This window comes from Cohaesibacter gelatinilyticus (assembly GCF_900215605.1).
In the GTDB taxonomy this organism is placed as follows: Bacteria; Pseudomonadota; Alphaproteobacteria; order Rhizobiales; family Cohaesibacteraceae; genus Cohaesibacter; species Cohaesibacter gelatinilyticus.
In genome coordinates this window covers 151,448-163,846 of the sequence record NZ_OBEL01000002.1, presented here as the reverse complement: position 1 = coordinate 163,846, position 12,399 = coordinate 151,448, and the positions used below count along the sequence as shown (strand labels likewise).

The window sequence follows — 12,399 nt, the reverse complement described above, 5'->3', positions numbered from 1 at the left end:
GGGCAAACAGATAAGGGAGCGCAAAGACAGGATCGATGACCTATGGCCGAGAGTATGCCCCAAGCTGGTGAGGCAGGCGCGGAACCATCCGCCAAGCTAGATGGTGAGACCAGCCCTTTTCGCCTGCTGGAAGTGACGTTGGATCCGGATTCCATTCAGCCGGCCAGTGCCGATATCGAGCATGAGCGGGCGGTTGCCATTTATGATCTGGTGGAGGAGAACAGCTTCCATCCCAATGGTCATGAGGCGGGTGGACCTTACAAGTTGGATCTGTCGCTGGTTGAGCGCAAGCTGGTCTTCAATATCCGATTGGAAGATGACAGCCCGGTCATTACCCATATCCTGTCGTTGACCCCGTTTCGCAAGATCGTCAAAGACTATTTCATGATTTGCGACAGCTATCATGAGGCCATCAAGACCGCGACACCATCTCGGATTGAGGCCATCGATATGGGGCGACGCGGGCTGCACAATGAAGGCTCGCAAATTTTGCAAAACCGGCTGGAAGGCAAAATTGATACCGATTTCCAAACGGCGCGTCGGCTCTTTACGCTGATTTGCGCGCTGCATTGGAGAGGTTGAGTATGGGTGGTGGATCAGCACGGCCCGACGCCGTTCTGTTTGCCTGTGGAATGAATGCCATTCGTTCTCCGATGGCCGCCTCGTTGGCGCGTCATCTGTTTCCCGGAGCGTTTTATGTGGCCTCGGCTGGTGTGAGACGGGGAAAGCCCGATCCCTTCGCAGTGGCGGTGATGGAGGAAATCGGGCTCGATATCTCCGAGCACCAACCCCATACCTTTGAAGATCTGGAAGACAGTTATTTCGATTTGGTGATCTCGCTGGCGCCGGAAGCGCACCATAAAGCGTTGGAAATGACCCGGACCGAGGCGATTGATGCTGAATATTGGCCCACCCTGGATCCGGCGCTGGCCAATGGCTCGCGTGAGCAGATCCTTGATTCCTATCGGGGGGTGCGCGATGGTATCTTGAAGCGCTTGAAAGAACGTTTTGACTGGCGTGCGATCCCGGGTGGATAGGCAATTGGACGATTGTTATGCCATTTTGGCCCGCTCGGTCCGGCTTATCGGGCAGGACTTGGCTTCGCTTTTGGCAAAAATGCACAAATAAAGGTTCACAAGATGGCCCAGCTGGGCTAGTGTGCGGCCAAATTTTCCAATTTGGATCATATTCTTGCAAAATGATGCAGGATTGTATGCTATACTCGGTGCTATGAGCATAAGGCCCTTTTGAGGCCAAGCCCCTCGCATTGATTTGCTTCCTGGTGAGATCTCACGAGAGCGGGGCAAGCAACCTATAGCCAAACATAGAGGACGTTTAGAACGCGCATGGCGAAAGAAGAAGTCTTGGAATTTCCTGGTGTTGTCACCGAACTGCTGCCAAATGCCACTTTCCGTGTGAAACTGGAAAATGATCACGAGATCGTTGCTCATACGGCTGGTCGTATGCGCAAGAACCGCATTCGTGTGCTGGCTGGTGACAAGGTTCAGGTCGAAATGACCCCATATGATCTGACCAAAGGCCGGATTACCTATCGCTTCAAGTGATTTGATTGATCGTGGCTTTTTATCTGCCTGATTTGCCTGAAAAGGCGCGTTTGTGCCTTATCAGGCGGCAGGTCGATTTTTTGATATAGAATTTGTTCGATATGTCTGGTTCAACACGCCTTGTTCTGGCATCAGCTTCTCCACGCAGGTTGCAATTGCTGCAGCAAATCGGGATCGAGCCGGATGCACTCAAACCTGCTGATCTCGATGAAACGCCGCATAAGAACGAGCAGCCGCGTGCGCTTGCCTTGCGTTTGGCGGAAGAGAAGGCCCGTGCTGTTGAGGCCATGCTGAAATCGGACGAACGTCTGGCGGGGAGTTATATCCTGTCCGCCGATACGGTTGTGGCTGTTGGGCGTCGATCCCTGCCAAAGCCGACACTGGCGGAAGAGGCCCATCAATGCTTGACGCTGTTGTCCGGTCGTACGCACAAGGTATTTACCGGTGTGGCAGTGGTAACCCCGCAAGGACGCTTGCGCTCCAAGCTGGTGCAGACCCGCGTGCGCTTCAAGCGCCTATCCCATGATATTGACCCCTATATTGCTTCTGGTGAATGGCAGGGTAAGGCAGGTGGCTATGCCATTCAGGGCATTGCGGGCTCTTTTGTGGTCAATCTCATCGGTTCCTACAGCTCGGTTGTCGGGCTGCCTTTGCATGAAACCGCAAACCTCTTGCAAGGTGAGGGTTACCCGTTGCGTATGAAATGGCTCGGTGGTGTGCGATAGCCCGGCCATGAGCAAATCTTATCTGATTGGATGACATGATGAGTGATGGCTTGACGTCTGAAGCAGGCACTGGCGCGAAAAAGGCAAAGCCGTGCCCGATTTGCCAAAGTCCTTCCAACAGGGAGAGCTTTCCTTTCTGTTCTCAGCGATGCAAGGATGTTGACTTAAGTCGTTGGCTTAAAGGCTCTTATGCCATTCCAGCGTTGGAGGAAGACGACCCGGATGATGAGGATTTTGCCTGATTGATCAGGGTCTTTTCACACAGGTTGGGGAAATGTTCCTCATCTGTAGAAAAAACAAAAACCGCTATAGACAGGGCAATTTGAACCTTCTATAACGCCCAAACAAATTGCAGCGCTGACACAGCGCACCGCAATAAAGTGCCCGGATAGCTCAGTTGGTAGAGCAGCGGATTGAAAATCCGCGTGTCGGTGGTTCGAATCCGCCTCCGGGCACCATTTTTATTTCTGGGGTTTTAAAACCTCATTCTCCCCCCAAAAAATGCTGCTGAGTTCGATGCTGATCCGATTGGGTTTGCGGTTGTTTTGTGCCGTGTGGTTGGTTGCGGCCCGCTCAACATGGTAATTGCTTCTAAGCGAGCCAGAATTGCTTTTTTGACGTTTAGGGGTCAGGCCCATCCGAGCAATCCACTCATGAAACTGCTGTTGACCAACATACCATCACTGACAAAATATTTGCCGTTTCCATTCTGTGATTGAAAGGGCTTGGAAAGAAGTGCGCGCGGAGCAACAACACCGTCTGCGATCTGTCCATTAGAGATCAGCTTGAGGCATTTTTCCCGTGTTTCTTCAAACGAAGTATCCAGACCTGCTCGCTCTGATCCAAATTCGCCATTCTCGCTGCGCCAGCATATTTCTTTGGTAAGTTCGAGGACTCTGTCATCGGGGATCTTGGCGTAAAAACCGTCCTTTTGACCGGATAGGTATCGTTCTCCGGCACACCAGAGAAATAGCCAGCCAGCGGTGGCTCTATCAAGCTCTGGTTGCTCGACCAGCCAAGGCAAAAATCCGTGCTTATCCCCCATATATGCGAGCGCTGCAACAGCGGCTTCATGCCAAATCAAAGGATCTCTTGATGATTTGATCCACTCGACATGGAGTGGATTGGTGACATCTAGTTCTTCCGGTAGCTCTTTTGCAGTTTGCACAATATTTCTCCTTGTCAGCAAGACCTTGGATAAGCTGGTTCGCTGGTTTTCAGACATGTCCGGATTTGTAGTCCAGCTTCTGCTGGGCCAAAGCGTTGATTTTTCGAAGATTCTGGTTGGCGACAAATCCGAGGATCAGCGTGACGCAAGCCGATAGGCCTATTGCAACGCTCAGCCAATAGAAGATTTGGGCGATAAAGCGTGGGACATCCGTCAATGCCTGAATGCGTGGTTTGGATTTATGATCTGGAAGAGGATGGCCGCGAGCCTCCACCCAATCGATCATCAACGCAATCTTGCGAAGGTGTACCAGGGATTGGGGCATGCCATTCTGGACGAGGAATGTAAGCCACTCGCTGGCTTGTTCTGGCTTGTTTTCCAGATAGGCGATTTGGGCCAGCGCATAAGTGGCGTTCAGTTTCTCAAAGGTGAGAAAGTCTTCTCTTTTCAGCACAGGCACGGTTTTGTCCTGCAAGAAGGAAGCCTTGTTTTTGGGCCCTTTGGGATTTGTCAAAGGGTCGGGTTTCTGTGATCCAATGGCGGACAATGAGGGAAGAGAAGGATCTCTTTGTTCATCAGAGATATCTATCTTTGTCACTTTTCCTGTCCCCATGTTGATTAAGGCGGGAAGGGTGGGAACTTGTGGTTTAAGGACACCCTCTGAGGCAGGTTGCTTGTCGCCTCGAAGTTGAGAACGAACCTCGGTGGAAATGCTGCTGGCAGCAATTTCGAACATTGAACTTCTGTTTGGAATGAGAGGATATATCTGCGCTGCAACGAAGATGAGAAGCATCCCCGCCAATATTGGTTTTGCGTGGCTTCTGAAGACAATAAGTGAGAAAAGCAGTATGCCAATGATCGGCAAATAAAGCGGGATGGTTCCACTCCACATGAAACCTTGATCAATCCCGTTTGACGATACCAGATTTCCAGATTGTTCAACCATTGTTTTGACGTTGCTTACCAGACTGACCTTGTCAAAGGCTGCATTGGATCCAGCAGAGGGAAGCCAGAATAGCACGGACGAATAGGCGGCCAGGCAAGATAAGCCAGCCAGAATGCATGCTGACAGACTATATAGGTTTGCTCGTTTGGATGCTTTGGTAACAATATCATTGCCACTCTCAAGGTCTGATGCACGGTTTGAGCTGGTGGCATTTGCCGCAGAATTTGCTTTGGTTGCTGCTGCAGACGGGATGATGCTCCTACTCTGCTGTTTCAACTGAGTATAAGCCTCGGTGATGCGGAGGGTACGGCGCTGAATTCTGGAGCTGATTATGCCCGCAAACGGTCCCATCAGACCTAGAAGGATACCAGTTCCAACGATGAATGAGGAAATCATTGTTTGCGTTTGATGGCTGGAAATGATGCTGTTTTGCTCGGCGGGGCCGTTCAGTCCAGATGCAATCGCATGATTGCGAATGATTTCAAATCTGCGCTGCGTGAACGGGCTTTGGGCCAGATTATGGTGCTCAGCTTCATCAAGCAGCCTGACGGCAGCATCCATTTGTCCTCGAAAGGCATGCTCTTGTGCCTGGGCGTAGGCATATCCCGCCTTGTCACTTGGATTGTCGAGTGATGCCAGAAAGGTTGTCATGGGTTCGGTTGTGCTACGATTTGAGCTTTTGGTCTCAGTTGGTTGGTTGGGCTGAAGCTCGGAAAAACGTAGGGATCGGTAATCCTGAGTTGGTGTATCTTTCAACCCAAGAATGCTCGCGAATGATGAGGCGGTCGTTGAAAGAACGGGCTTGTAGAAGAAGATTGCCAGAGGTATCAGCGCGAGCCGCAGATAGAACTGGATGGGCAATATGCGTATTGCCAAGATCAAGGCGAACGTCGCGAGAAAGACCGAGCGTACGGGGAAATGATAGCCAATCAACGGCCATGGAAACAACAACACGGCGAAGAAGAGGCCAGTCAAAACCCAGCGACGGCGCAGAATGGCGCTTAGTCCCAGAAGTGCGAGGACTGGGATTGCCGCATTTTTCATGTTGATCGGAATGAGATCTGTCAGAAGGACCAGACTATTGATCCGAATTTCAGAGAAATTCAGCTCTGTTACCAGACTGGCTGGAAAATAGATTGTGCCTTTCAATCCTTGCAGGCTTTGCGGATTGTCCGGCCAATGCGCCAAGGCGAAGAATGCCACCATAACTCCAAGGAAGGCGATCAGCTCACCAATGAGGCGAATGTTTTGAGAGACACCCTTAAGCCGTCCTAACTCAAGATCATCGTTTGGTGGAGATGTCGAAAGCCGATTGGTGACAGATCGGCGAAACTCACTTCCTTTGGCAAAGCTAGGCATGTCGCGCACCAGATAGTGTGATTGCTTTGGCATCCTTGGACATTTCCTGGCGCAAGCGTTCCAGTTCGACCATCGCATCGGCGCGTTCGGCTGCTCCCTTGCTATGGGCATCGCGTACATCAGAAAGCGTCATTAGGATGGTGTTGTGAACGTCGCGCAAGGTGTCGATATCGACGACCAGTCTCTGGTTTGCCTGAGCGGTTGCGACAGAGTTCTGTCGTAGCAATTCTGCATTTCGCCGCATCATGGTGTTGGTTGCATCATCGATGCTGTTGGCCAGATCAACAGCATTCTTTTGCTCATCAAGTGTCAGTGCCAGTAGAAAAGTGCGTTTCCAGGTCGGGAGCGTAAGGGTCTGGATGGTTTGAAATTTGTCGACCAGAAGAAGATTGTTTGATTGAATGACGCGAACCATAGAAAGCATTTGCATGGCGGTATGCTGCAACATGCGCAGATCGTCAGCGCGTTTGGAAAGCTGGTTTCGGGCATTTTCCAGCACGGCAGCTTTTTCGATTGAGACCATGTCAGTGCCAGCTTTAGGCTGTGATGCAATTTCCCTATCGACATCTGTAAGCCTTAGATCAATGGCGTCGATATGCTGTCCTAGAAGCGCATGCTCCTCCCGAACGCTATCATACATGGATTGATAGTCCCGATTGCGGCGGTTAAGCAGATCCGCTGTGCTTTCCACTTGCGATACGATTTTTTCAACCTGGGTTCTGACCGTTTCGAACCGGGCCATCATCTTTTCTTTTGATTGGGTGAAGCGTTTCAGGAGCCCCCCGACCACTGGCATTCTGGCGGTCGAATTATCCAGTTGTTTGAGGTCAAATGCCTGTACGGCATGTACGATCTGATTGAGTTGGTCGCCGGTTTCCGCAAGGCCCGAAACTCTGGAATTACCGAGGATCTCATCTGTATATTGTGCTGTTTTGGTTGCCAGTTCACTGCCGAAGCTTTGAATGGATAATGAAGAGTGATAGTCAATGGTCGATGCAAGGCGAGCAACTTCAGGATCGATCGAATGAGAGGTCTCGTGATCGGAGAAGTTCTGTTCGGTGGCGATTGCAATATTATTGGTCATTCCGACTATCCTCAGGCTAAATATTCAATGAATTGGTGATGGGTCTGGGCAAAGTCATCTGCTGCTTTGCGTTGGTCATGGCCAATGCTTGCTTGTGCCAGAGCAAGGACATTGCGCTGCCAAAGGGGAACCAGCAGTGTTCTGACATCGGTTACGCGGTCCAAAGTGCCATGCAAGGTTTGTTCGGCGAGTGAGATTTGCTGAAGTGTGGCGCTATTGGCTGCATGCAACGCCATGATATTGGATAGCCGTCTCTCGAAACGACTGATGACGAAGTCCTCTGCCGATGGAGATCGGATCAACAGATCCTTGGCTTCCTGGATGACGCAATTGAGGCGTTCTTGTTCGTGCTGAATGTCCTGGAAGGATTGTTTGAGCAGAAGCAGGACATGTTGTCCTGTCTCGGCCAGTTTGAGAAGATGGGACACGGAATTCAGGACATTCTGTGCTGCCAGTTCGAACTCAAGGCGTGCTTCGATGTTCTTGCCAGTCAATCTTGCCCAAGCACTTTGTCTGGAGAGCAGCTTTCGATGATCGACTTTCTGAAGCAGCGAGAGAATTGTCTCGATTTGCATGCGTATGTCGACCACCGGAGTTGTGCTGAGAAGATCAGTATCCAGAGATTTGGTGGCAGCGGCCTCGTCCAAAGCCAGAACGGCATTTTCATCCAGAATATTGGGTAACAACTGATCATCATTCAGCGCTGAGGATGTTTCTATCTCTCCATATGCTGACTGCATAATTGTGCTCACTTCGAATATGGCTCTCACGTCTCAAATGGATAAGTTCGAGCGAAAATTTCATGTGCACGTGATAGTTGATTTGAAGTGTAAATTTTCGCTTTATACGATATTGGGCCTTCAGGCAATCAGCAGAAAAAATCTGCCTCATGGTTAAATATATATGATTGTGATTTCGGATTTTTATTTATCTTAAGTTGTGTTTGGGCGAGGCTTGGCCCTGTGTTTGATTACAATTCAAAGCTTTGAATACCCCACTTGCCACCGTCCCATTTCCATTCTAGGCTTGCTCAACGGTCAATGATTCTAAACACGGGAGGGCTTTTACTGATTATGCGTATCACTCGCCTACTTCAGTATGGTCCGCGTTACGCCCTGTAGATGCGTTTACAGGGCTGACCGAAAATTCTTTCTTTTCTGGTCTGCCTGTTTTTTCGGCCGCGTCTTGCGGCGCATATTTTCTTGACCAGAGTTTCCTATGACAATCCTTGATATCAATGCCTTGAGCATCACGCTCGGCGATGTGCTTTTTTCCGATCTCACCCTGACTGTTTCCAAGGCCGACCGCATTGGGTTGGTGGCTGCCAATGGCAGTGGCAAGTCGACCTTGCTTTCCTGTATCGATGGAAAGAGCGAGCCAACCTCCGGCACCATCACCCGCTCCCGTGGTTTGCGGGTTGGCTATGTGCAACAGACCATCCCGCATGAGCATATGGATAAGACGCTGTATGATAGTGTGTTGGCCGCATTGCCGCCAGAGCAAGCGGATTATGAGAGCTGGCGCGTGGATGTGGTGCTGGGGGAGTTGCAGGTGCCTTATGAGCTGCAGCACAAGCCTTTGAGTGAGCTGAGCGGAGGTTGGCAGCGCACGGCGATGCTGGCTGCGGTCTGGATCACCGAACCGGACATGCTGTTGCTGGATGAGCCAACCAATCATCTGGATCTGCATCGTATTGCCTTGCTGCAGGATTGGCTGAATGCCTTGCCGCGCGATGTGCCGGTGATCATCACTTCTCATGATCGGGCCTTTCTGGATGCGACGACCAATCGCACGCTCTTTTTGCGGCCGGAAAGATCAAGGATCTTTCGTCTTCCTTTCTCTGAAGCGCGGGACGCATTGAATGAAGCCGATGCTGCGGATGAGCGGCGCTTTGCCAATGATCTGAACAAGGTGCAGCAATTGCGCAAGAAAGCCGCGAAGCTGAAAAATGTCGGCATCAATTCCGGCTCGGATCTGCTACTCACCAAAACCAAACAGCTGAACGAGCGGGCAAACAAGCTGGAAGAGGCCGCAAAGCCAGCCCATCGCGAGCAAAGTGCGGGTGATATTCGCCTGACCAATAGTGGCAGTCACGCCAAGGCTTTGATCACGCTCAATGATCTGGAGGTGACCACACCAGATGGACGACTGCTCTACAAGACAGGGCAAAAATGGATTTGCCCTGGCGATCGGGTGGTGTTGCTTGGGGCCAATGGCACGGGCAAAACCCGGCTGATCTCGATGATCCAGCGTGCTTTGTCGGGTGCTGAGACAGGGGTAAAGTTCGCTCCCTCCATCGTCCCCGCCTATTCCGATCAGCATCTCAGCCAATTGGAAGAGGGTGAGACGCCCATGTCGACACTGACCGCGCAATTTGATGTGGGCGATCAGCGGGCAAGAGCGTTATTGGCTGGAGCTGGCATCAATATTCAGATGCAGGATACCCGGCTTGGAAAGCTGTCCGGTGGTCAGAAAGTACGCCTCGCAATGCTGGCTCTGCGGTTGAAACATCCGAACTTCTATTTGCTGGATGAGCCGACCAACCATCTGGATATTGACGGGCAGGAAGCCTTGGAACGTGAGTTGATCGACCATGGGGCTTGTTGCCTGCTGGTCAGTCATGACCGAAGCTTCCTGCGTCATGTCGGCAATCGCTTCTGGTGGATCCAGGGCAAAAAACTGATTGAAGTCGATAGCCCGGAAGAGTTTCTGGAGCAAGAGATGAATAATGGGGAAGAAGTGTGAGTTTTGCTGTATCAGTAATTGGTTGCCTTTTCGGCGGGCAATGTCCTATGCTTCCTCTTGCTATCCTTGTACCAAGGAGGGGAGCAATAGCTTATATGTGCCATTCTTTCCTCTCGTTGGTATTCTCTTCTGGAAGTCAGATCAATGGCTGAAGCGCCCCAATTTTCTATAAGCAAATGGGATCGTTGACCAGATATTCAAACATATAACTTTGCACTGCAAGCCTCGAAGTGAGCTGGTGAAGTTTTGTCTATTCGTCGGTATAATTGCGATATGCGTCAACCAAAGATTTTTACGACATTACGAACATATAGCTGGACACTTTTTGTTGCCGACCTGTTGGCTGGCGTCACCGTGGCCATGGTCGCTCTGCCGCTCAGTCTTGCCATTGCGATTGCTTCGGGGGCTGATCCGGCCAAGGGGATTACGACAGCTATCATCGGTGGCTTTTTGATTTCACTCTTTGGTGGCAGTCGCGTTCAAATCGGAGGGCCAACAGGGGCGTTCATTGTTGTTGTGTTCGGGGTGATTGCCCATCATGGTTATGATGGTCTTGTTTTGGCAACTTTCATGGCAGGCATAATATTGCTTGTTGGTGGATATTTTAGAGCGGGAAATCTGATTGCCTTTGTTCCAGAAGCGGTGGTAAGCGGTTTCACCATTGGTATTGGCATCATTATTGCGATCAGCCAATTGAAAGATTTCCTTGGTCTGAGGATTGATGCAGTCCCAGCTGGTTTTGTGGAGAAAATTACGGCTCTGTGGGAGGTGCGTGATACTGCTGGTTTTGCACCCTTTGCTATTGCGCTTATTACGATTTTCCTGATTGTGCTTTTGCGACGAATTGCGCCACGCTTTCCCGTATTGATAATTGGGCTTGGGGTTAGTTCTGCTCTCGTGGCCTTCATGTCGCTGCCCGTAGATACGCTCGGTTCTCGCTTTGGAGATCTCTCTAGCCAAATGCCATGGCCCGAACTCCCCAACTTGTCGTTCGCACGAATTGTCGAACTCCTGCCATCTGCTTTCACTATTGCGTTTTTGGCGGGGGTTGAGTCTCTTCTGTCAGCGATGGTTGCTGATAAGATGATTGAGGGACATCACAGGCCAAATGCCGAACTGACTGCTCAAGGCATCGCCAATATAGGTTCGGCGCTGTTCGCAGGTCTTCCTGCCACAGGCGCAATTGCAAGAACTGCAACGAATATTAAAGCTGGTGGAAAAACACCGGTGGCGGGGATAGTCCATGCCATTGTCATTTTGCTGATGATGTTGCTTTTCGCACCATTGGTAAGTGATCTGGCCATGCCCGCACTTGCCGCACTTCTTGTTGTTACAGCTTGGAACATGACAGAGCCGCATAAATGGATCCAGTATGCCCGGGGTAGGAAAAGTGATATTTTTCTGCTGCTCCTCACGCTCGTATTGACCGTCCTCGTCGATTTGACTGTGGCCATAGGTGTTGGGGTTTCGATCGGTCTTGCTTTGCGTTTAAATCGTCGAAAATCTACAGAAAGCGATTGGTCGCCGCGTGATAGATGAGACCTGAGCCTAGTCACCCGAATCTAAAGTTCGTCACATTGCGCAGCGAGCGCCGAACGAACTTTAGATTTAAAAGAGTGACCGGCAAATATATGTTTCTATTGTGGTTTTCGTAATTGAAATAGGCAAGCGAGCTCGCAGATAAATGATGCCTATTTCAATTCCGCCACACTAGCTTCGATATATAGCAGCACGAATATCAGACGCTTTGGGGCCGTTGGCGGCAAGGGCCCGGCTGGAGCTGATTATGATCCTTTTGCGATCATCTGTCAGGCCGATTACATCTTTATAAGTGGCACCCTGCTGACCAATGCCCGGCGCGAGAAAATAAGCCTCAGGCAAGCGATCCAACGCATATTTCAAATCCGACGGGACGGTTGCTCCAACGACAGCTCCGATGGTTCTGTTTCCACGGGACTGCTCCCAATCTGCGATGTCGTCCAGAATCTTGTGCCATATCTTGGGGTTGCCATGCTCTTGCAACTCCGTGCCCTCGGGGTTTGAAGACCGCGTGACGACAAAGACATAAGCCCCAGCATCATGGGCTCTATTCAGCAAAGGGGCCAATGAGCCAAATCCCAAATATGGCGTTACGGTGATTGCGTCGACCTGCATCGGTGCAGTCTTTCCTAGCCATGCAGCTCCATAGGCGTCAATTGTTGATCCGATGTCGCCCCTTTTTGCGTCAGCAAGCACAAGCAGCCCCATTTGTCTGGCTTCTTTGATCACGTCCGTCAGAACCGCATAGCCTTCTACACCAAAACGTTCGAAATAGGCGACTTGCGGTTTTACAAGTGACACTGTATCTGCTGCTGCTTCCAGCATTGTCAGTGCGAATTTTCTGGCTCCCTTAGCCGTGTCATCCAATCCCCAAGCGGATAATGATGTCGGTGTGGGATCAATGCCTACGCATACACTTAATTCGGAACGGGGTGCATTTGACAAGACTTCGTATAGCGACATATTGGACCCTTCACGACAACTGGCAATTGGTAGGTTATTATCAGCTCTCATCTATGGGGTCCATAAGAGTTGGTTTTTTGGATGATATAGGGCTATGCGTTTGGCTTGTGGGCGATGATCCGGGTTTCATTTGCTCAAAATAATCAGGTTCGAGAAGGGCTACGTCGTCTGATTGTTGCGGATATCGATCTTTTTTGGCCTTCATTCACAATGGTCAGGTGATTGGACGGACTGTTTTGATCAACCGGAACTGAAACAGTTGATGTGCTTTGTCAGTTGATCGGAAAGAGTAGGAATTTCTCTTT

12 protein-coding genes and 1 tRNA gene are annotated in these 12,399 nt (G+C 50.6%); 8 read left to right on the top strand and 5 right to left on the bottom strand.

The features are described 5' to 3' along the window. Positions 1-42: 42 nt before the first annotated feature. From CRO57_RS10780 to CRO57_RS10750, 6 genes are all read left to right on the top strand, one after another. Positions 43-582, top strand: coding sequence for a UPF0262 family protein (locus CRO57_RS10780; RefSeq protein ID WP_244580072.1), 540 nt, complete (start codon positions 43-45; stop codon positions 580-582). Between the two features lie 2 nt (positions 583-584). Further along, a complete protein-coding gene (locus CRO57_RS10775; protein WP_097153463.1) occupies positions 585-1,037 on the top strand; it encodes an arsenate-mycothiol transferase ArsC in 453 nt (150 codons plus the stop codon). A gap of 309 nt (positions 1,038-1,346) precedes the next feature. Further along, positions 1,347-1,565, top strand: a complete 219-nt coding sequence (gene infA, locus CRO57_RS10765; protein ID WP_090070279.1) for a translation initiation factor IF-1 — start codon at positions 1,347-1,349, stop codon at positions 1,563-1,565. Between the two features lie 101 nt (positions 1,566-1,666). Continuing rightward, positions 1,667-2,290, top strand: coding sequence for a Maf-like protein (locus CRO57_RS10760; RefSeq protein WP_097153461.1), 624 nt, complete (start codon positions 1,667-1,669; stop codon positions 2,288-2,290). Positions 2,291-2,325: 35 nt separating this feature from the next. Further along, positions 2,326-2,532 (top strand): DNA gyrase inhibitor YacG, encoded by a 207-nt coding sequence (gene yacG, locus CRO57_RS10755; protein WP_342068281.1) that lies wholly within the window; start codon positions 2,326-2,328, stop codon positions 2,530-2,532. A gap of 140 nt (positions 2,533-2,672) precedes the next feature. Beyond that, positions 2,673-2,748: transfer RNA gene (locus CRO57_RS10750), tRNA-Phe, on the top strand. 170 nt (positions 2,749-2,918) lie between these two features. On the opposite strand, the gene CRO57_RS10745 is transcribed toward CRO57_RS10750, so the two are convergent. From CRO57_RS10745 to CRO57_RS10730, 4 genes are read right to left on the bottom strand one after another with little or no spacing between them, the layout of a single operon-like run. Beyond that, positions 2,919-3,458 carry a hypothetical protein gene (locus CRO57_RS10745; RefSeq protein ID WP_141401222.1) on the bottom strand — a complete coding sequence of 180 codons (540 nt, stop codon included), beginning with the start codon at positions 3,456-3,458 and terminating at the stop codon, positions 2,919-2,921. A gap of 49 nt (positions 3,459-3,507) precedes the next feature. Continuing rightward, entirely contained in the window at positions 3,508-5,796 is a 2,289-nt protein-coding gene (locus CRO57_RS10740; protein WP_097153459.1) for a hypothetical protein, read from the bottom strand. Beyond that, positions 5,756-6,847, bottom strand: a complete 1,092-nt coding sequence (locus CRO57_RS10735; RefSeq protein ID WP_097153458.1) for a toxic anion resistance protein — start codon at positions 6,845-6,847, stop codon at positions 5,756-5,758. The genes CRO57_RS10740 and CRO57_RS10735 overlap by 41 nt, the downstream gene beginning before the upstream one ends. Positions 6,848-6,858: 11 nt before the next feature. Further along, positions 6,859-7,587 carry a hypothetical protein gene (locus CRO57_RS10730; RefSeq protein ID WP_097153457.1) on the bottom strand — a complete coding sequence of 243 codons (729 nt, stop codon included), beginning with the start codon at positions 7,585-7,587 and terminating at the stop codon, positions 6,859-6,861. Between the two features lie 478 nt (positions 7,588-8,065). Between CRO57_RS10730 and CRO57_RS10725 the strand changes: the two genes are divergently transcribed. Both CRO57_RS10725 and CRO57_RS10720 read left to right on the top strand, forming a co-directional pair. Next, positions 8,066-9,592, top strand: coding sequence for an ABC-F family ATP-binding cassette domain-containing protein (locus CRO57_RS10725; protein WP_097153456.1), 1,527 nt, complete (start codon positions 8,066-8,068; stop codon positions 9,590-9,592). 246 nt (positions 9,593-9,838) lie between these two features. Beyond that, positions 9,839-11,131, top strand: coding sequence for a SulP family inorganic anion transporter (locus CRO57_RS10720; RefSeq protein ID WP_210200840.1), 1,293 nt, complete (start codon positions 9,839-9,841; stop codon positions 11,129-11,131). 171 nt (positions 11,132-11,302) lie between these two features. Here the strand turns inward: CRO57_RS10720 and pyrF are convergent, their stop codons facing one another. Next, positions 11,303-12,145: an orotidine-5'-phosphate decarboxylase gene (gene pyrF / locus CRO57_RS10715; RefSeq protein WP_097153454.1), complete on the bottom strand. Its 843-nt coding sequence runs from the start codon at positions 12,143-12,145 to the stop codon at positions 11,303-11,305. Positions 12,146-12,399: the final 254 nt, after the last annotated feature.

Bases quoted from the DNA above. Each gene is read 5' to 3' on its own strand.
- CRO57_RS10780 (WP_244580072.1), top strand. From the start codon at position 43: ATGGCCGAGAGTATGCCCCAAGCTGGTGAGGCAGGCGCGGAACCATCC.
- CRO57_RS10760 (WP_097153461.1), top strand. From the start codon at position 1,667: ATGTCTGGTTCAACACGCCTTGTTCTGGCATCAGCTTCTCCACGCAGG.
- yacG (WP_342068281.1), top strand. From the start codon at position 2,326: ATGATGAGTGATGGCTTGACGTCTGAAGCAGGCACTGGCGCGAAAAAG.
- CRO57_RS10775 (WP_097153463.1), top strand. From the start codon at position 585: ATGGGTGGTGGATCAGCACGGCCCGACGCCGTTCTGTTTGCCTGTGGA.
- CRO57_RS10725 (WP_097153456.1), top strand. From the start codon at position 8,066: ATGACAATCCTTGATATCAATGCCTTGAGCATCACGCTCGGCGATGTG.
- CRO57_RS10740 (WP_097153459.1), bottom strand. From the start codon at position 5,796: ATGCCAAAGCAATCACACTATCTGGTGCGCGACATGCCTAGCTTTGCC.
- pyrF (WP_097153454.1), bottom strand. From the start codon at position 12,145: ATGAGAGCTGATAATAACCTACCAATTGCCAGTTGTCGTGAAGGGTCC.
- infA (WP_090070279.1), top strand. From the start codon at position 1,347: ATGGCGAAAGAAGAAGTCTTGGAATTTCCTGGTGTTGTCACCGAACTG.
- CRO57_RS10735 (WP_097153458.1), bottom strand. From the start codon at position 6,847: ATGACCAATAATATTGCAATCGCCACCGAACAGAACTTCTCCGATCAC.
- CRO57_RS10730 (WP_097153457.1), bottom strand. From the start codon at position 7,587: ATGCAGTCAGCATATGGAGAGATAGAAACATCCTCAGCGCTGAATGAT.